At 70.0% G+C, this 18,099-nt stretch carries 15 protein-coding genes and 2 pseudogenes; 8 read left to right on the top strand and 9 right to left on the bottom strand.

All coding sequences use genetic code 11. From position 1 onward, the window contains the following. Positions 1 to 45 precede the first annotated feature (45 nt). Positions 46 to 1,914 carry a hypothetical protein gene (locus tag KZ829_RS35430; protein WP_220148201.1) on the bottom strand — a complete coding sequence of 623 codons (1,869 nt, stop codon included), beginning with the start codon at positions 1,912 to 1,914 and terminating at the stop codon, positions 46 to 48. Between the two features lie 118 nt (positions 1,915 to 2,032). After that, positions 2,033 to 3,445, bottom strand: coding sequence for an FAD-dependent oxidoreductase (locus KZ829_RS35425; RefSeq protein ID WP_220148200.1), 1,413 nt, complete (start codon positions 3,443 to 3,445; stop codon positions 2,033 to 2,035). A gap of 116 nt (positions 3,446 to 3,561) precedes the next feature. On the opposite strand from KZ829_RS35425, the gene KZ829_RS35420 reads away from it, so the two are divergent. Beyond that, positions 3,562 to 5,595 (top strand): AAA family ATPase, encoded by a 2,034-nt coding sequence (locus KZ829_RS35420; RefSeq protein WP_220148199.1) that lies wholly within the window; start codon positions 3,562 to 3,564, stop codon positions 5,593 to 5,595. An 11-nt stretch (positions 5,596 to 5,606) separates the two neighbouring features. Here KZ829_RS35420 and KZ829_RS35415 read toward each other — a convergent pair whose 3' ends face one another. After that, entirely contained in the window at positions 5,607 to 6,062 is a 456-nt protein-coding gene (locus KZ829_RS35415) for an Rv0361 family membrane protein (RefSeq protein WP_220148198.1), read from the bottom strand. 317 nt (positions 6,063 to 6,379) lie between these two features. Between KZ829_RS35415 and KZ829_RS35410 the strand changes: the two genes are divergently transcribed. The 3 genes from KZ829_RS35410 to KZ829_RS35400 all read left to right on the top strand — a co-directional run bounded on the left by KZ829_RS35410 (position 6,380) and on the right by KZ829_RS35400 (position 8,327). Continuing rightward, positions 6,380 to 6,844: a DIP1984 family protein gene (locus KZ829_RS35410; RefSeq protein ID WP_220148197.1), complete on the top strand. Its 465-nt coding sequence runs from the start codon at positions 6,380 to 6,382 to the stop codon at positions 6,842 to 6,844. A gap of 541 nt (positions 6,845 to 7,385) precedes the next feature. Continuing rightward, on the top strand, positions 7,386 to 7,772 hold the full coding sequence (locus tag KZ829_RS35405) for a hypothetical protein (protein WP_220148196.1): 387 nt from the start codon (positions 7,386 to 7,388) through the stop codon (positions 7,770 to 7,772). A gap of 156 nt (positions 7,773 to 7,928) precedes the next feature. Continuing rightward, positions 7,929 to 8,327 carry an SMI1/KNR4 family protein gene (locus KZ829_RS35400; RefSeq protein ID WP_372453969.1) on the top strand — a complete coding sequence of 133 codons (399 nt, stop codon included), beginning with the start codon at positions 7,929 to 7,931 and terminating at the stop codon, positions 8,325 to 8,327. Between the two features lie 144 nt (positions 8,328 to 8,471). On the opposite strand, the gene KZ829_RS35395 is transcribed toward KZ829_RS35400, so the two are convergent. Beyond that, a complete protein-coding gene (locus KZ829_RS35395) occupies positions 8,472 to 9,065 on the bottom strand; it encodes a DUF4291 domain-containing protein (protein ID WP_246636821.1) in 594 nt (197 codons plus the stop codon). Between the two features lie 259 nt (positions 9,066 to 9,324). On the opposite strand from KZ829_RS35395, the gene KZ829_RS35390 reads away from it, so the two are divergent. The 3 genes from KZ829_RS35390 (at position 9,325) to KZ829_RS35380 (ending at position 11,116) form a co-directional block, all read left to right on the top strand. Beyond that, on the top strand, positions 9,325 to 9,708 hold the full coding sequence (locus KZ829_RS35390) for a hypothetical protein (protein WP_220148194.1): 384 nt from the start codon (positions 9,325 to 9,327) through the stop codon (positions 9,706 to 9,708). A 112-nt stretch (positions 9,709 to 9,820) separates the two neighbouring features. After that, positions 9,821 to 10,492 (top strand): molybdopterin-dependent oxidoreductase, encoded by a 672-nt coding sequence (locus KZ829_RS35385; RefSeq protein ID WP_220148193.1) that lies wholly within the window; start codon positions 9,821 to 9,823, stop codon positions 10,490 to 10,492. A gap of 432 nt (positions 10,493 to 10,924) precedes the next feature. Beyond that, complete coding sequence (locus KZ829_RS35380) at positions 10,925 to 11,116, top strand: hypothetical protein (RefSeq protein ID WP_246636820.1); 192 nt, start codon at positions 10,925 to 10,927, stop codon at positions 11,114 to 11,116. Between the two features lie 26 nt (positions 11,117 to 11,142). On the opposite strand, the gene KZ829_RS35375 is transcribed toward KZ829_RS35380, so the two are convergent. The 4 genes and pseudogenes from KZ829_RS35375 to KZ829_RS35365 all read right to left on the bottom strand — a co-directional run bounded on the left by KZ829_RS35375 (position 11,143) and on the right by KZ829_RS35365 (position 16,409). Beyond that, positions 11,143 to 11,910 (bottom strand): DUF5984 family protein, encoded by a 768-nt coding sequence (locus tag KZ829_RS35375; protein ID WP_220148192.1) that lies wholly within the window; start codon positions 11,908 to 11,910, stop codon positions 11,143 to 11,145. Between the two features lie 210 nt (positions 11,911 to 12,120). Further along, a pseudogene (locus KZ829_RS45050) lies at positions 12,121 to 12,816 on the bottom strand (M28 family metallopeptidase); the annotation flags it as partial. A 27-nt stretch (positions 12,817 to 12,843) separates the two neighbouring features. Further along, positions 12,844 to 13,548 (bottom strand): annotated as a pseudogene (locus tag KZ829_RS45045) (PA domain-containing protein); the annotation flags it as partial. Between the two features lie 215 nt (positions 13,549 to 13,763). Next, positions 13,764 to 16,409, bottom strand: coding sequence for a PEP/pyruvate-binding domain-containing protein (locus KZ829_RS35365; RefSeq protein WP_220148190.1), 2,646 nt, complete (start codon positions 16,407 to 16,409; stop codon positions 13,764 to 13,766). Between the two features lie 171 nt (positions 16,410 to 16,580). Here KZ829_RS35365 and KZ829_RS35360 point away from each other — a divergent pair, with 171 nt between their 5' ends. Continuing rightward, positions 16,581 to 17,558 (top strand): hypothetical protein, encoded by a 978-nt coding sequence (locus KZ829_RS35360; RefSeq protein ID WP_220148189.1) that lies wholly within the window; start codon positions 16,581 to 16,583, stop codon positions 17,556 to 17,558. 41 nt (positions 17,559 to 17,599) lie between these two features. Here KZ829_RS35360 and KZ829_RS35355 read toward each other — a convergent pair. Further along, a partial coding sequence (locus KZ829_RS35355; RefSeq protein ID WP_504739926.1) for a glycoside hydrolase family 26 protein occupies positions 17,600 to 18,099 on the bottom strand: 500 nt, incomplete at its 5' end.

The raw sequence follows: 18,099 nt of genomic DNA, 5'->3' as shown, positions 1-18,099 counted from the left end.
TGCCACCGTCGGGCAGGTCGGCGACGCGTGATCGGTGGGGCGTTGTCAGGGGCAGGGCCCGTCGCAGACGTCGATCACCCTGCCGGTGAGCAGGAACGTGGCCTTCTGCGACTGGGCGCCCGGCTGGGCGCGCGGGAACTCGTGCGGGTCCGGCCCGTACCGCGGGTCGCTGGGTGCGAGGTTGGTCGGCGGCGGCGCGTAGGCCTGGCCGCTGTTCCACACCACGAGCGCCGAGCCGCGGTACGGGTAGGACCGGATCGCGCCGATGCCCCAGAACGGCACCACCTCGTCGGACCAGCCCGGGGCCAGCGCGGGCCGGTGCAGTCGGGCCCCGATGGTCCGGGCCTGCACCTGCGCGGCCGCCGGGGAGACCTGATGGTCCCCGAACGCGACGTGCATCAGCACCTGGTGCACGGGTGTGCCCGGCAGCGGCCGGGAGGTGAGGTGCTGGGCGTACCCATTGGCCTCCCCGCGATCCCACAGCATCTGCAGCAGCCCGAAGATGACCTGCTGATCGGCCTTGTCCGGGTAGGACCGGTCCATCAGCCGCTGGAACGGCGCGAAGGCGGTGCTGCGCTGCAACATCGTGCTGTAGTTCATGCCGGGCACGCCGAGGACCGCGCGCGTCCAGTCCTGGGCGATCGCGGTCAGTGCTCCCCCGTTGATGCCGCCCTGGCTGTTGCCGTCGTAGTGCAGGCCACCGCGCCGGTCGAGCAGGCTGCGGCCCTGCCCGTCCTGGAAGGCGGGATTCGCGGCGAACCCGCCGTTCGCCACCATCGCCCGTCCGAGGAAGAGGAAATTCACAAAGCTTTGCTGCAACCGATCGGGTACGGAGGGGAAGCCGCTGAGGTCGCTCCAGACGCCGGCCACGAACGGGATGTCCGCCGACGACAGTCCGATCCAGCTCGTCGCGCAGAACAGGAAGCCGTGGTCGTACGCCATCTGTTTGACGTTTCCGGCGTTGATCTCGGTGGGCGCGCCGAGCAGCCCGTGACCGTAGAGCGACAGGTGAGCCGGCTTCCGCGCGCTCGCCCCGCGGGGGATGTTGCACACGAAATCGGCGGCGTACGTCGTGCCCGACGCGGACGGCAGCTCCCCGCCCAGCGGGTAGTTCAGCCGGGATCCGGGACCGCCGGCGCCGGTCAGATAACTCGGCACCGTGACCGTGCCGCGCACCTGACGGGCGATCCGCGCGTCCTGCTCGGCGGTGTAGTCGGTGACCTGCCCGATCGTGAACGCCGGCGCGGCCCGCCCGAGCGCGGCGAACGCGTCGTCGCGCATCCGCAGAACCCGCCCGGTGAGCCCGGCCCTGCTCGCGACGGTGAAGTCCCACGCGAGGTAGAGATGGTGTCCCAGGCGCTGTGACACCGCCCGGTCAGGAGCGGGAATCCATGCACCGGTACGGTCACGCAGCCCCCGCAGCACGACCACGTACCGGGTCGCCTCGCTCAGCGTCACCGCCGGCCGGATGATGAGCAACTGCCGTGCCGGGTCGTCGGCGGCGTGCGCGTCGAGTTCCGCCCAGTACGGCGTCCGCTGCCCGGTCCGCGTGTTCAGCAGCACGATCGGCGAGTCCGGCCGCAGTGACCGCCCGATGTCGGTGACCGGCGCGATGCCGCTGGCCACCGGATCGAGACCCGGCACGTGGACCAGGATCGGCGTGCCCGGGCTGAACCCGTCCTGCCGGTTCCACTCGGCCGGGTCGATGTGGGTGCCGGCCACGTTCGCCGGCAGCGACCCGGCCGGGAAGTGCACCCGCCGCCCGGTCGGGCTGCTCCGGTCGGCGACCGTGAACCGGTCGCTGGGAAACGGCAGCAGCCCTTCACCCACCCGCTGATCGGCGGCGACGGCGGCACTGGACGGCACCGCCCCGGCGAGCACGGCGAGAGCCACGAGCAGAAGTCGGCGCCACATCGGGACACCCCCATCGACAGCCCATTGAGGACAGTCCCTGTCTACGCCTCCTCGCGCGTCTCCTCAAGTCTGGGTGGCACGAGCCCACCTCCTTCCGCGACGGATTCTCCCACCGAGGTCAGGCGCTGATCGCGGCCAGCAGTTCCGGGCGGGTGGGGCCCGGCAGCGGGTAGTGCGGGGCGCCGCCACCCAGCCGCATGATCTTCTCGGCCAGGCCGGGGCGGGCGACGATCTCGTCCGGGGTGGCCAGCAGCGACCCGAGGGACTGATGGGCGCGGGCGACCTCCGGGTCGGCGGCGGCCGCGGCGAGGACGGCCAGGCTGAAGGCCCAGCCGGGATCGTCGGTCCGGTACTGCGTGCCCGCGATGTCGGCGTCGAGTTCGGCCAGCCGGTGCCGGTCGAACCACAGCGTGGCCCGGTACATCGGCTCGACGACCGTCGCCGTCCACTCGTGGAAGCGGCGTGCGAGTTTGTCGTGGTCGGCGGTGCCGGTGTCACGGAGCACGTCGCGCAGGCCGACGGCGTGCAGCAGGCCGATGCTGGCGCCGCGCCCGAGCGACGGATTGGTGCAGGCCCACGAGTCGCCGACGGCGAGAATGCCGGTGGCCACCGGGTTTCCGTCGACGAGCAGGTCCCGGTGCCGGTCCTCGATCCCCGCCATGACGTCCACGCCGGGGCCGGGTTCGCCGTCGCGCCAGTGCGCGGCCAGCGGGTAGAGGGCGAGCGCGGCGTCCCACCGGGCGGGGTCGCGCAAGGCCCGCATGGCCCGGTCGCGGCTGCTCGCGATCAGGACGATGCTCCAGGTGCCGTTGTCGGCGGGCACGGTCAGGATCGACATCGACTGGTGGCGTTGCAGGACCCCGGTGCGGCCCTGCGGCAGGGATCCGGTGCGGGTCCGGAAGTCACGGCTGAAGTAGACGAAACCGCAGTCGGCGCGTTCCTCGGCCGGATGCCGGGCGCCGGCCGCGGACAGCCACGCGCTCAACGGCGAGCGCCGTCCGCAGCAGTCCACCACCAGGTCGGCGCGGAAGGTGCGCCCGCCCTCGGCGAGCACACCGGACACGCGCGGGATCCGTACATCCGCGGTTTGGTCATCGGTGAGCAGACCGGTGACGGTGACCCCGCGCCGGATCTCGATGCCGGCGGCGCCGGGGGCGATCGAGGCCAGAACCCCTTCCAGTACGGGGCGGCGCGCCGTGACGGTCGTGAAGCGCTCGTCGCCGGCCTGCCAGGGGCCGCGCTGCGACGCCGGCAGCAGGTCGAGAAGGTTGATCCGCAGCCCGCCGACGGCTTCGAGACGGGCGAGGACATCGGGTAGTTCGCGGTCCATCAGGTCGCGCCAGCGTGGCAGCAGGATGTGGGGCAGCCGGAACTGGTTGACGCCGGACCGCTGCCAGTGTGCCCATTCCCCGTCGGGCGGCGGCTCGGCCGGGTCCCGTTCCAGAACGGTGACCTGGTGGCCGTCGCGGGCCAGCAGCAGGGCGGTGGACAGGCCGCACAGGCCGGCACCGAGAACGATGATCCGGGACATCGGGCACCTCCGTGTCGCAGTGATGTACCGAGGGTCGGCCGGATCGGCGCTCACCGTCCACGTCAGAACGGCGTCAAACACTGTCCAAAACGGTGCGGCGGGGGAACAGTGGGGGCATGTCGGGGAACCTCGGTGACCTGCTGGAGGCGGCGCGGCGGCGGCGTTTCGTCGGCCGGGAGCGGGAACTCGCCTGCTTCGACGACGCCCTGCACGGGCGCGGCACGTGCCGGGTGCTGTTCGTGCACGGCGAGGGCGGCATCGGCAAGACCACCCTGCTGCACGAGTTCGCCGCCCGGGTGCGGGTGGCCGGGCGCATCCCCGTACACATCGATGGTCGTGACATCGACGCGGCGCCGCCGGGTGTCGCGGCCGCGATCCGGCTCGCCCTCGGTGATCGCGATGATCTTCCGGCCGGCGCGGTGCTGCTGGTCGACGGATACGAGCAGCTGAGCCCGGTCGACGGCTGGCTGCGCGACACGCTGCTGCCCACCCTGAGCGCGGACGCCGTCGTGGTGCTGGCCGGGCGTGATCCGCCGAGCGCGCCCTGGCGTACCGATCCCGGCTGGGGTGACCTGACCGCGGTGCACCATCTTCGCCCGCTCGGCCACGCCGAGGGTGGCGACCTGCTCGCCCACGCCGGAGTGGCGCCGGACCTGCGCCCGCATCTGCTGACGCTCGCGCGCGGCCATCCGCTGACCATGGCGTTGCTGGCCGATCTGGCGGCTGCCGGGAGGGTGCCCGGCAGCCTCGCGGACGCGCCGGATCTGATCTCCGCGTTGCTGGAGTCGTTCCTGCGCGAGGTGCCCGGTGAGGCGTATCTGACCAGCCTGGCCACGTGCGCGGTGGCCTGGCTGACCACCGAGGATCTGCTGCGCCGCCTGGTCGGCGCCGACGCGCCCGCGGTGTGGCGATGGCTGGCGGCCCAGCCGTTCATCACCAGCGGCCCGCACGGGCTGTCGATCCACGACCTGGTCCGCGACGTGCTGCATGCCGAGTTCGAGCGGCGCGCCCCGGAACCGTTCCGCCGGACCCGCTGGACGGTCTACATCGAGGCGGTGTCCCGGCTGCGCGCCGCCACCGGCCCGGATCGGCAGGTACACGCCCAGCAACTGTTCTTCATGTTGCGCAGCAGTCCCCTCGCCGGCACGCTGGCCGGGCTGCGGGCGCAGGGCTCGACCAGGGTCGTCACCGCCCGGCCGGACGAACACGACCAGGTGTGCGCCGTCATCGAACGATTCGAGGGGCCGGCCAGCGCCGACCTCGCCCGGGCGTGGCTCACGGTCCAACCCCAACAGCTCAGCGTGGTACGAAGCGCCGGTCGCGTCGCCGGGCTGGCCCTCAACCTGCTGTGCCCCACCGGTTCCGGGCTGGAGGAACGGGATCCGGTGGTACGGGCGGTGCTCGCCCACGTGGCACGGGAGGCACCGGCCCGCCCCGGCGAACTCGTCGACATCTCCCGCTTCCTGTCCGGCGCCGACGAGCATCAACGTGATCGGTACGCGCTGCTGGCCGGTCCGGTCTCCAGCATCGTCGAATGGTTGACCCACCCGCTGGCCTGGTCGTTCATCGTCACCGTCGACCCTGAGCACTGGGGGCCGTTCTTCGACTACATGGCGTTCGCCCGGCTGGTCGAGGTGGACTCCGGCGGCCGACGGCATGTCGTCTACGGCATCGACTGGCGGCGCATCCCGGTCGACACCTGGTTCGACCTGATGCATGAGCGCGGGCGCACCGGAGCGACCGGGCCGCCGCCCGCCGCGCTGCTGCGGCCGCCGCCGTTGGACCGTGTGCGGTTCGCCGCCGCGGTGCGGGCCGCGTTGCAGGCGCTGCACCGGCCCGACCGTCTCGCCGGCAGTCCGTTGCTCGGCACCGCGCTCGCCGCCACCGCTACCGGGCCGGACGTCGACCGGTTGCGGGCCGTGATCGAGGACGGGATCACTCGGCTGGGCGCGGAGCCCCGCGGTGATCGGCTGCGGGCGGTGCTGGACCGGACGTACCTGCGGGCGGCGCCCAGCCAGGAGGCCGCCGCGCAGATCCTCGGGCTGCCGCTGAGCACCTATCGGCGCTACCTGGCGAAGGCACTCGACCACCTCACCGACCTGCTCTGGACGGTCGAGATCGGCGACGTCCGCCTGGACACCCGCTCGTAGCCCGCCTCTCGTCAGAACGGCTGCCCACACACCTTCCACTGCCCATCCTCCTGGACAAGCGTGAACGTGTGCCGGTCGACAAAGCCGCTATCGAGGGTGAGATTCGCGGTAACGGTTGCCGATACCCGGCCGTTCACGTTCGAAACGTTCACGCCGATGATCTCGTGGCTACGAATGGCGGACTGCCCGCTGAGCCCTTGAACAAATGCCTCGCGCGTGAAATTGCTCGTCGTACTGGCACAGAGCCGACCATAAGCGGCGTCGGCATTACCCGATTCCAGATCAGCGACGAATTCCTCGGCGGCCTGACTGGCCGGTCCGGTTGCCTGCTGTATCCCGCGGATGAAGAAGTAACCCCCGGCTGCCACACATGTACACAGCACCATCACAATGCTGACAACGATCACCACCGTCCGAAGCGTGCGGCGCGGCGGGGGTGGAACGGGTTGGCGCATGGGCATCACCATGACGATTAAGGCTAGCGGCTCGATACAAGCTCGACGGGCCGGTCTCAAGGTCTCGTCAAGGTGAAACCCGCCAATTTCATCATTGCTGCCTTGCTTCTCGACGCGTAGATACGGCAGTACCCGATCACGCCATAGGCAGCGGCGGCCGTCCCGAGTGCCGCCACGCTCCTGCGAACTGTTGTCGCCGGATCCCGCGGTCCACGGCAACCTGGGAACAGAGACACCATCCGGGACCTGACCCCTACACGCTGAGCCCACGCAACGCCGGGCAAGAAATTGGCGCGCGGTGTCGATCTTGGATTGCCATACTGGTGCCCATGAAACTTGCCGAGGCTCTCGCGCTGCGCGCAGATGCGTCGCGTCGCGCTGAACAGCTCCGTTCCCGGGTCACCGGCAGCGCGCGTTACCAGGAAGGTGAGACGCCGGCCGAGGACGCCACGTCGCTGCTGGCCGAGGCCGGCGCGGTGCTCGACGAGCTCGAGTCGCTGATCCGGCGGATCAACCGGACCAACGCCGCCACCCCGGTCGAGGGCGGCAGCCTCACCGACGCGCTCGCCCGCCGCGACGTCCTGCGCCTGCGACACGGCATCGTCACCTCGGCGGCTGACGCCGCGGCCGGCGAAGGCCAGCGGGGGTTCCGGCAGCTGCGCTCCGAACTGAAGATGATCCCGGCGCTGCCGGTGGCCGACCTGCGACGCCAGGCGGACGACCTCGCCCGGCAGCTACGTGAGGTCGACACGCTGATCCAGCGGACCAACTGGGAGGCCGACCTGCTCGATTGAGAGACGCGGAGCAGGTAGCCGACGTGGAGGCGTGCACAGACCCGAGAGCCGGCGGGCAAATCGGCTCCTTTCTTGGCGCGCCGAGGGCAGGCGCTGGGGTTCGACTCCCCGGCATACATCGCATGCCCAGCACGGAGCACAAGTGACGGCGCACCGGGCACGGCACACTACCGGGTGCAGATCCACGACGGCGAGGGCGGGAATGGGGAACTCCGCGTCCCGTTGAAGCGAACTACCAGCATAAACAGCGATTGGCGCTCCCTCGTGGAACGCTTCGGACACCGCAAGTCGCGCGCTCGACGTACGGCGCGCTCAGTCGCCGGCAGCGTCAAAGAACCCGCCGGCTGGATCTGGCAGCCGTCGCGCCCGTTTGTCGGCCACACGCAGCTCGACCTGAATACCCATCGGCCAAGGATCCATGACGCTCGGGCCGACATCCCTACTGGCCGCTTGTCGGTCTCGGGAGCGGGAAGCGGGGTGCCGATCTCGGTTGACCGGCAGGTGCCAGCCCTGGAGGATTGGCTCAGGATCGACCGGATGGGTGGACGTGGCGACGGGTAGAAGTCCGCAGGAGAAGAAGGCGCTGAGCTACGCCAAAGACCGGCGAAACAGCTACGGCGAGAACGACAAGAGTTCTCGTAGGAACATCCGACGCAACAAGCGAACCCCCAACCGCGCCGACCGGCATCGCGAGCATCAACTCCTCGCCGGAGCAACCGGGCTATTGGCCGAGCGGGTCGCGGAGCGGGTCGAAGAACGGCTATCGGCCAAGAAGTCGATGTGGGTAACCAAGCGGTGGCGTAAGTGTCCCGACGCGCCATTGGGCGACGTTGTCGCATCCAAGCTGCGACGACGAGCACGCGTGGGCATGCACAAGCCTGACGCGGTCGAAGACCGCGTCGATCGCATTCGCCGTCCACGGGGATAGGTCAGCGCGAGCACGCTTGCGCGCATCCCATCGGCCGCCGGGGAACAGCGCCTCGGGGTACGGCTGCCGGAGGACCCCCGAGCCCTCCACCGGCTGATCCATGGCGACCGCGCCGAGTCGGGACTACTCGACCCGTTCGTCCTCGTACCCCTCGACGTGCTCGTCGAGTGGAACCGCAAGAACCATCCCGGCTATCACGACGGCCTGTTCGACGACGCGATGATCTTCGACTGCGTACCGGCCGGCCACGTACGCCGGGTGTCGTCGAGCAACGGCGGGGTGACCTTCGCCCGCGACCACGGCATGAACTTCGCGGCCGTCGACCTCGATCCAGGGCCGCTGGGCCGCTCCGGTCAGGTGGTCACGCACGGGCGAGACGTGTGGACTGCGGTCGAATACGTCACCGCCTCGGTCATCAACCTGCTTCGCCGCGCCATCGCGACTCTTGACGACGAGCGCCCGTCACCACCTCACCCCGAGGTCAACGTGGACAGCATCGCCGACGCGCCCGTCGGCCGACGAGTGTGTCCGCGCCCGCACCGCCCTCGGCCATGAGCCTCAGGTCACTCTGGTTGATCACCGAGTCGTTACGGTCCCAGACATACGGATCGGCCCGAGCACGCGTGACATCAGGCGATTCCCCTCGACGAACCGATCGCACGCACCATAGAAACACATGAATAACCGCCGGTCGCGTCCCTATGCCGCGTCCGCCTGGATGCGGCGGGCGGTTGCGGCGTCGAGTGGGTAAGGGCGTTCCGGGGGAAGCAGTCGTTGGGCCTTGGCGGCCTGACCGGCCCGGATCAGCGCATCGATCTTGTGCACGGTGGGCGTGAGGTCGGCGAGGCCGACGATCCACTGCTCGGCGTACGCGCGGATCAGCGCACGGCCGACGCCGACCTGGATGCTGTAGTGGTTGAGCGCCGCTCCCCGTGCCGAGCGTTCCGGATCCCACTGCACGTGCACGCTCGCGGCGTCGAACGCCGTGTTCCAGGCGGCCGCGCTGCCGTGGATGGCCGGCACCGGCGCGGTGAGGACCGCCTGCGACAGCGCCTGCTCCCAGCCGGCGCGGGTAATCCGGACGGCCAGAATACGTTCCTGGGCGGACTTGCGAGCCCAGTTGCTGCGGTGCATCAACCACAGCAGGGACGGTTTGATCCAGGTCATCCGGGTGAACGAGAACGGCGCCACGAATCGCCCGGCGGCCAGCGCCGCATCCGCGATCGCCGGCCCGAACGCCTGGTACATCACGATCGTGCCGGCATCGAAATCGGCGCGGATCTGGCGCAGCAACGGCATCGGCCCACCTTGTCGTCCGGCTAGATCTGATCGATGCGGAACTCTGCCACCCCGGGCGCTGTCCGGCCAATTGATTTCGCCCTGGCGTGCCCGTGGGCCAGGTGCACTTCGGTGGACCCTGCCGACGGCCGCTACCTCGGCCCTACCCACGCACTGCGCGTGATCGCGAAGGCCTACTACCACTCCGGCTGACGCGTGTCCCGACGTGTTGAGGGGGCGGCGGCGGTGGCTGGAGTACGTCATGATCTTCCCCATGGCGGAGCATGAGCTGGCCGAGGTGTGGCGGCGGATCATTCGAGGTGACGGCAAATCGTGGGTGGTGTTCGCGCACGCCACGTGCGTCGTGCTGCCCGCGCCCGGCCCGGCCGATGATCTGGCCCAGCAGGCGGTGGACATTCTGCGTGAGTACGGACCCGTCTTTGCCGGCTCGGCTGCCGGCGACTTCGGCACCCTCACCCTGGAGCCCGGCCTCGGGTGGGTGGTCTACGGGCATCACAACGACGTGCTGACGTACGTCGGCCCCGACGAGATCACGAACGGCACCGATCTTGAGGTGGGCCTCCACGGCCGCACCAAGCGGGACCGCGACGGTCGCGAACTGAACGTCGTACACGTGGAGGACAAACGCGTCGCATAGCGCTCTTGTCGAGGTGTTGACCTCGACTGCTTACTCGCGGCTGCCAGGGGAATCCAGCGGGAAGTACGCGACCGATCAGGCCGGCACCGTCAGGTGAAGGGGGAATCGCACGATGCGCTACTGGCCGCGGCGCGCCGCTGGACTGCCGCCGGGGCAACGCCTCATGGCGGAGATGCCCCGATTCAGCGACCTGCCCCACCTTCCTCCGCCCACCATGCCGACCGAACCCAGACTGGAGATCAAGAACGAAGGCGAGTTGGTCGCCGTTCTGACCGCCGCTGACCTGCGGGCGCTCGGACCGCGTGACCATACGGCCGACTTCCACTGCGTCACGACGTGGTCGGTGACAGGGCTGGTATGGACAGGCGTTCCGCTGCGGGAGGTCCTCGCCTCGGTGGGGATGTCCAACACGCCCGCGCCGTACCTGGTCGCCCGTGCGGGCGATCGCCACAAGGCCGTCCTCACCTGGGAAGACGCCGTCGCCGACGACGTACTACTGGCGACCCGTCTCAACGGCGTTGCCCTCGACGACAGACACGGTGCGCCGCTGCGGCTCGTGTCCCCCAGCCAGTACGGCTACAAGAGCGTCAAGCACCTCGTCGCCATAGAGTTCCGCGCCGAACAGCCCCGGCTCCTGTCGAAAGAACACCTCCGAGCTCGCGTCGCCTTCGAAGAACGGCATCCGCGACTGCCGAGTCCGCTGGTGAGGCTGCCGTACCGGCTGATGATCGCCCCGACCGCGTACCTGGCTGAGCGGTCGCTGAGCCGACGTCGTACCGGTTAGCGGTTGGGATCAGATCCATGGCCAACCGTCAGTCATCGGACAGCCGATCTCGGCCAGGTCGTCCGTCAGATCGGCGAAACGTAGCTCAGGATTCAGGCATCGGACCAGATCGTCGGTCAGCGGCGGGCCGCCGGTCGAGGTCCGCGTTTCGCTTCCAGCTTCTTCTTCTTGTACGCGTGTCCTCGTCCCGTTCCTATCATGGCCGTTCCGCCCGCTCGGCCCCTCTCGCTGCCCACTCCCGCCTGTGCCGCCCCCGCCGGGCGCAGATCGGTTGGACACCCCCGCATGTGCTGCCGCTCGCTCCAGGTGGGTGGTCGCGGTGGCGGTCGCCAAGCATCCGGGGATGCTGCTCCCGGCCGTCACGCCGGTCGCGCCACGGGAACCCGGCGGGAGTCACTCACCGCGACCGTGGTGGTGAGTGCGCGAAGGCGCGTGGTAATCGGCCGCGAGCTGTGCCTTGAATTCGGCCCCCGGGCCGCGACGGGCCTGAGCTTCCCACGCGACTGCCGGCTGTACCTCGACATCGACGACGAGGCGATCCGGCGGGCCCGGGCCGCGCTTCTGGAGATCCTGGATTGCGCGTGCTTCGTGGTCGACACCGCCGAAGGCCGCATCACCAGCTGATATCTCCTGCCGACGGTTGGTTCGGATCACACTTCGACGGCAAACGGCCACGTAGAGATCTCAGCGACTCCGGTCCGGACCGCGGCCCAGTCGACCTTCCGTGGCACGGACAGGCGCTGCTCCAGCCAGCGGCTGCGCTGCAGGTGCTCTCGCCGCAACTGGTTCAGGTCGAGAGCGACGCCGGTGGGTGGTCCGCTTCGTTCCAGCTCCACCACACGCTCTTCCATCGCGGCGATGAATCGCCGGTCGAAGTCCTCGATCGCCGCGAAGAACTCCGCCGCCGGCAATCTGACATCCAGCCGGGGCGGCCCGTCGAACGTGTTTCGTTCCTGCGTCGTGAGCTGCTGGCTGAGCGTCACCACGTCGCCGCCCTCGACGCTGTGCCGCCAACATTTCAAGGCTGGCGACTCCGTCAGATAGCCCAGATAGATGTTGAAGTCACTCTGCAGATTGAAAGCAACGTCGACATCAGCGCCGAAAACGTCGTCGTCCGGAAACTCGCGGCTCGGGAACGTCCCATCGACGAACGGCACGAGGTCTTCGGGCACCGGCTCCTCAAGCACCCAGCGCAGCAGTATCAGGTCTTCCCACATCCGGGCGATGTAGTAGTCCGGGTACGGCCGCTTGAGATCCCAACGGCGGACCGCCTCCTCGCGGTAGCGCAGGACCTCCCGATCCTCGCTGTCGAACCAGAACCAGCCTTCGCTCAGCCCGAACCAGTGCAGTGTCGGCTGGCTGCTACCCCACGGAGAAACCTCGGCGACGGGCCGGCACTCGAACTGGAACTTCAACAACAAATCACCTTCCCGGAGTCACGCAGACCGTATCAACAGCACCGAGATCGCGCAGATCGCCTCGATCGCCGGCGTCCCGAGCTCTCGGAGATCACGGAGGCCTTTATCGAGAATCCGGCTGGGGCCTCCGGTGGTGAAGTACCGCTTCACCACCGGAGGGTCGGCTCAGGGGATGGCGGTGGTGTTGAAAGCGAATCTGGCCGTCGAGTCGGCGATGGCGTCGGCGTTGACGTCGAGCGCGGTCAGGTTGACGTTGGCGGTGGTGTCGCAGGCCTGGTGGTAGCAGATGTCGTAGGCGACGCCGGCGGTGCCGCCGAACAGGGCCGCTTCCTCCGGCGTCTTGATGCCTTCGGCGCCGGTGAAGATGCCGCCCGCGGGAATGCCCACCGCGATGAACGGGCCGTAGTCGGAGCGGCCGTCGAAGTCGGTGCCGACGTGGCCGAGTCCGCGGGAGTCGAAGAAGGCCTCCAGCTGTTTCTCGATCTGCGCGGAGCCGGGCGGTCCGGCCGGCGAGCCGACCGCGTCGGAGTTGTCGCCGTCGTACAGCTTGTAGGCGTAGTTGGGTGAGGCCACCATGTCGAAGTTGAGGTACAGCTTGATCCGGTCCCGTTCGGCGGTGGACAGGCCCTCGACGTACTGGTCGGAGCCCAGCAGCCCGATCTCCTCGGCCGCCCAGAACGCGAAGCGGACCTTGTTCTTGACCGGGAAGTGCTTCATCTGCAGGGCGGTCTCGAGGATCGCGGCGGTGCCCGAGCCGTTGTCGTTGATGCCGGGGCCGACTTCCACGCTGTCGAGGTGGGCGCCGACCATCACGACGTTCTTCGGGTTGCCGGTCCGGGTCTCGGCGATCACGTTGTGGTTGGTGCCCAGCGTCAGGGTGGAGTCGACCTTGAGCTGGACGGTGGTCCCGGGATTGGCGGCGAGTTCGTTGCCGACGGCGAAGTCGGCGAAGACCATCGGGATCCCGGCCCGCCACTCCCCGATGTCGAGCGGGAAGGCGTCGGTACGCCCGGGCTGTCCCTCGTTGAAGACGATGATCCCGGAGGCGCCGGCGAACCCGGCGTTGCGGATCTTGGTGGCGAACGCGCACGTGCCACGCTGGATGAGCGCGATCCGGCCGGCCACGAAGCCGTTGAAGTCGGCGGTCTCGCATCCGCTGGTCGAGGTCGGTGCCGGGGTCGGCGGCAAGGTGAGGTCGACACCCTGGACCTGTGCGGTCACATCGCCGGCGGGCGAGGGCTGGAAGGTGTGGAAGTCCTCGTTGGGGACGTAGGTCTTGCTGTTCGGAGCGGTCAGGTTCAGCGTGGGCGGGCTGTTCTCCGTCCATGCCTCGACGAAGTTGATCGGGTCGAGCGTGACCTTGTAGCCGGCTTTGCGCAGCTTGTTGGCGACGTAGTCGCGGGAGGCGGTGTAGCCGGGCGTCCCGGCCGCACGGTTGCCGCCGTTGGCGTCGGCGATTCTCTGCAGGGCGTCGAGGTGTTGCTTGGCGTGTGCTCCGGTGACCTGTTTGACCAGGATCTTGGCGAACAGGGCATCGGGTGGGGTGGCGGCGGCCGGCGCCTGCTGGGCGACGAGTAGGGCCAGGGTCGCGGCGACCGATACGACGCCGACGACCCCCTTACGGGAATGGATGCGCATGGTTCCCCCGAACGAGACGATCAGATTGATCTCCACGAATCTTCGTGACACGCGTCGCCCGAATCTAACCGCGTTCTCGACGTCAGGGATGGCCCGATCGGGCCTGTTCCGGTGGTCACTCGGAGCGCATGGGGAACAGGACGACAAACCCCGGCAATTGTCGTCCACAGCAGACACTCGTTCGATACGGGACGTGCCCGCGACGAGGTGGGTCGTCAGTCTGCGCTGGTGATCAGGCCGGTGGCGCCGTCGATGGTGACCTGCTGGCCGGTGTGCAGAAGGGTGGTGGCGTCGGGGACACCGACGACGGCCGGGATGCCGTATTCACGGGCCACCACCGCGCCGTGCGAGTTGGCGCCGCCCATCTCCATGACCAGGCCGCCGGCCGTGAGGAACAGCGGCGTCCAGCCGGGATCGGTGGACGGGGCGATCAGGATCTCGCCGGGTTCGAGGTGGGCGCCGACCGGGTCGAGGATCACCCGGGCCGGGCCGGTGACCGTACCGGAGGAGGCCGGGGTGCCGCAGAGCGCGCCGTCCGGCGCGGCCGGGCGGGGCAGTTCGCGTTCCGGTTCGGTGCCGTCGGACAGCAGCACCCGCGGGATCTGCCGGCGGCGCATCTCCCGGTCGTATTCGGCGCGGTGGGCGTCGACCACGGCGTGCTGGTCGCGGCCGGCGAGCGCGGCGCGGATCTCCGGCAGGTCGAGGAAGAAGACGTCGTCGGCGGTGTCGATCCGGCCGGCGGCCGCCAGTTCGGCGCCGACCGCGGCGTACTGCCGGCGTGCCGCGGCGAGCACCACGACGAAGTAGTACTTCGGGAACTCCCGCAGCCCGGCCAGGGCCCGGGCCCGGTCCAGCGCGAACCGGACGGCGCGGCGGCGCAGCCCGCCACGGGCGCGGCCGGTCAGGGTCGCGATCATCTCCTCGGCCTCGCGGGCGGCGGCCGCGAACACCGCGTCCGGTGCGGCGGCCGGGTCGTCGAGACGCTGGTAGTTGAGGAGCACACCGAGCACGTGCCGGGGATCCTCGGACCAGCGCGGCAGACCGAGGTCGATCTCGGCGACCGCCCGGTGGCCGTACCGGTCGAGGAAGTCGGCCAGGCCCTGCTGCGCGACCGGCGGCAGGGTGCCTGCGTGATAGTGGCCGGCCAGCGTGCCGGGATCGGAGTCGAGGGTCTCGCCGGCGGCGCGGATCCGGCCGGACAGTTGCCACAGGGCCAGGTCCATCTCGGTGGTGACGTTGTTCGGCAGGCCGCGCAGCACGGTCTGCAACTCGCCGGGCGCCAGATCGGGCACCAGCCGGCCGACGAGCGCGAGCAGGCCGAACCCGGCGAGCGCGGCCGGTGCGGCGATCGGCATGACGGCGCTGATGCCTTCGTGGACGAGGACCTGTTCGGCCTGGTCGAGCCGGGTGACGGCGGTGGTGCCGGCGGGCAGGTCGAGGCTGCGGCGGGCGCGGTCGGCCAGGTCGTCGAGGTCACGGCGGACCCGCTGCGGGTTTCGCAGCGCGCGTACGGCGTGCAGCGGCAGCCGGTGCCGGACGGCGACATCCGCGAGCCGGGCGACGAACGGCAGCACGGAACGCTGGGTGAGCGCGAACTCGGGCCGGTCGAACAGGGACCGCATCACCACGGCGGCGCGCGCCTCCATCACGTCGAACAGCCGTGGCACGATCATCCGGCCGGCCGGGCTCCGCAGGACGCCGGTCAGGTCGACGAACATGCGCAGGCCGGCCTGGGCGCCCGCGGCCGCACCGGCGACCGGGTCGGCGAGCGGGCGGCCGAACAACTCCGCGACACTGCTGCTGAACAGCCGGAACGTGGCCAGCCCGAGCGGGGTGATCGGCCGGATCAGGCCCTGGGCGAGAGTGACGCACAGGTAGGCTCGCAGGCCGTCCCGGGCGGCGGGCAGCGGGTAGAGGGTGGTGATCGGCCGGGCCTGGGTCAGCCACAGGGCGCCGTCCGGGTCGATGGCCCACTCGATGTCCTGCGGGCCGTCGTAGCTCGCCTCGACCCGGGCTCCGAGGACGGCGACCGCCCGGACCTGCGCGTCGGTCAGGCAGGCGCGACCGGTGTCGCCGGGTGTGGTGACGTGCTCGACGCCTCCTCCCCGTACCCCTCTGATCAAGGTCTGTTTGTCGCCGAGCCGGCGGTCGCGGATCCTGCCGGTGGCGGTGTCGACCACGAAGTGGTCGGGGTTGACCGTGCCGGACACCACCGATTCGCCCAGGCCCGGGCTGGCGTCGATGACCGCCTCCCGGCGGCGGCCGGTGACCGGATTGGCGGTGAACAGCACACCGGCGACCGCCGACTGGACCATTTTCTGGATCACCACGGCGAGCCGGACGGCGCGGTGGTCGATGCCGTTCGCGGCGCGGTAGGTGACGGCCCGGTCGGTCCACAACGAAGCCCAGCAACGGTGTACGGCGTCGAGCACCGCGGTCTCGCCGACGACGTTGAGGTAGGTGTCCTGCTGGCCCGCGAAGCTGGCGAACGGAAGGTCCTCGGCGGTGGCCGAGGAACGCACCGCGACCGCGTCCATGCCCCGGTACGCGTCGGCGACGGCGGCGGCGACCTCGGCCGGCAGGGGTGCCGCGAGCAGCGCCTCGCGGGCCCGCCCGGCGAGCCCGGTCAACCGCGGCAGGTCGTCGGGGGCGGTGGCGGTCAGCTCCTCGATGATCCCGGCCAGGCCGGGCGCCGCATCGGCCGCCTGCCGGTAGGCATCGGTCGTCACGCAGACACCCGGCGGCACCGGCAACCCGGCACGGACGAGTTTCCCCAGATTGGCCGCCTTGCCACCGACCTCGGGCAGCATGCCGGCGTCGATGTCGGCGAAGTCGAGCACGAACCGGGACTCCGCGGGCACGGCGAACCTCCTCCGAGCGGGGTAAACCGACCCTAGCCAACACCGGTCGGCGCCACCGTCGAATCGGCGACGCCGTATCCTCAGAAATCGACGATCTTCATCGATCCGACACGGGTTCGCCTTCCGTATCCCGTAGCGGCGGGGCAGGTGTCCCGGTGAGCGGAGGTGCCGGTGGCTGACCAGTCCGACCGTCGTCGCGACGTGTCTGCGGAGGCCGCCGGCCCCGAGTTCCGTCAGCGGGTCTTCACCGGCGCCCCGTCCAGCGTTCCGGCAGCCGGCCGGCCCACCATTCCCCTTCCGGGACGGCCGGTCTCACTCGCCGACGCGCCGGCCGCCCCGACCGTGCGGGGCCGCCGGCCACCACCGGACGTGGGACGGGTCGTGCTCATCTACGAGCAGGTCCGCAGGCCGTGGCGGCTGCTGGGGTTCACGGCCGTACTCGTGTCGTTGACCGTGGGGGTGATTCTCGGCCAGACCGAGGCCTACCAGCAGCCCTCGCCGCGCGCGGCGGCGACCGCGCAGCCCGCCCCGTCCGATGCGATCCCGGCGCCGGTGCCGCTGACCGCCCCGCTCGGCGCGGTCAAGCAGCGGCGGCTGGAGATCACCGGCGCGGCTACCAGCCTGCGCATCCGCACCGCGGCGCTGGGTGAGTCGCTGTTCACCGTCGCCGCGCTCGACCCGAACGTCGCACCTCAGCTGACCGAATCGGCCGACGGCTCGCTGCTCGCCCTGGCGCCCGGCGCGGTCGTCACGGCGGGCGCGGAGGTGGTGCTCAACTCCACGGTCGCCTGGACGCTCAAGGTCACCGACGGGGTGCGGGAACTCGACGTGGACGCGCGGGCCGGCGGTCTCGCGGGCCTCGCACTCGCCGGCGACGTCCCGCGCGGCGCGCTGACACTGTCCAAGCCGAATGGCACGGTCCCGCTGACGGTCACCGGCACGCTCGGCGAGTTCGTCGTTCGCACCCAGGCGGGTGCCCCGATCCGGATACGCCTGGACAAAGGTGCCGGTTCGGCCACCGTCAACGGCGCCGCCCGGCGCGACGTCAAGGCCGGCGTCACGCTGCGCGAGACCGGGTGGGCCGCCGCCACCGGCCGGTACGACGCCCGCATCACCGCTGAGGTGAAGTCGGTGCTGGTCGAACACTGAGGCCGCCACCCCTTGGTGGGGTGGCGGCCTCAGTGTCGTTGTCAGCTCAGCTTGACGTTGAAGATCGGGTTGGCGGCGAGCTTCTTGAACGCGGCGAGGCTGCCCGGGGTGCTGTTGATGCTGATATCCCGGTTGCCCTGGTCATCGGCCTTCGTGTCGAAGTGCACGATCGCCTTGATCGCGGGACGCTTCTTCAACTCCGGGATGACACTGTTGTAGACCGCGGACTTGTCGGTCTTCTTACCGATCCGGTGGTACCCGCCCCACTCGGCAACCATGATCGGCTTACCCTGGTGCTTCGTGGTCGCCCACTCGTAGAAACCGGGGCCGCCACCCTTGGGCTTACGGTCGAGCAGGTCGGCGAACTTGCCGTAGTGGTAGTAGCCCTTCTCCACACTCACGTACGAGTCCAGACCGATCCAGTCCACCACGTCGTCGCCCGGGTACAGGTCCTTCCACCACGACTGGGCCATCCACTTCTCGTTACCCATGTAGGCCATCACGTTCACCACGTTGTCGGCGCCCTGCGCCTCCAGCCGCT

Origin of the sequence: Actinoplanes hulinensis (assembly GCF_019429605.1) — a bacterium.
GTDB classification, from domain to species: domain Bacteria; phylum Actinomycetota; class Actinomycetes; order Mycobacteriales; family Micromonosporaceae; genus Actinoplanes; species Actinoplanes campanulatus.
Note: the sequence above shows the minus strand (reverse complement) of the source record. Positions and strands in the feature narration are given on the sequence as shown.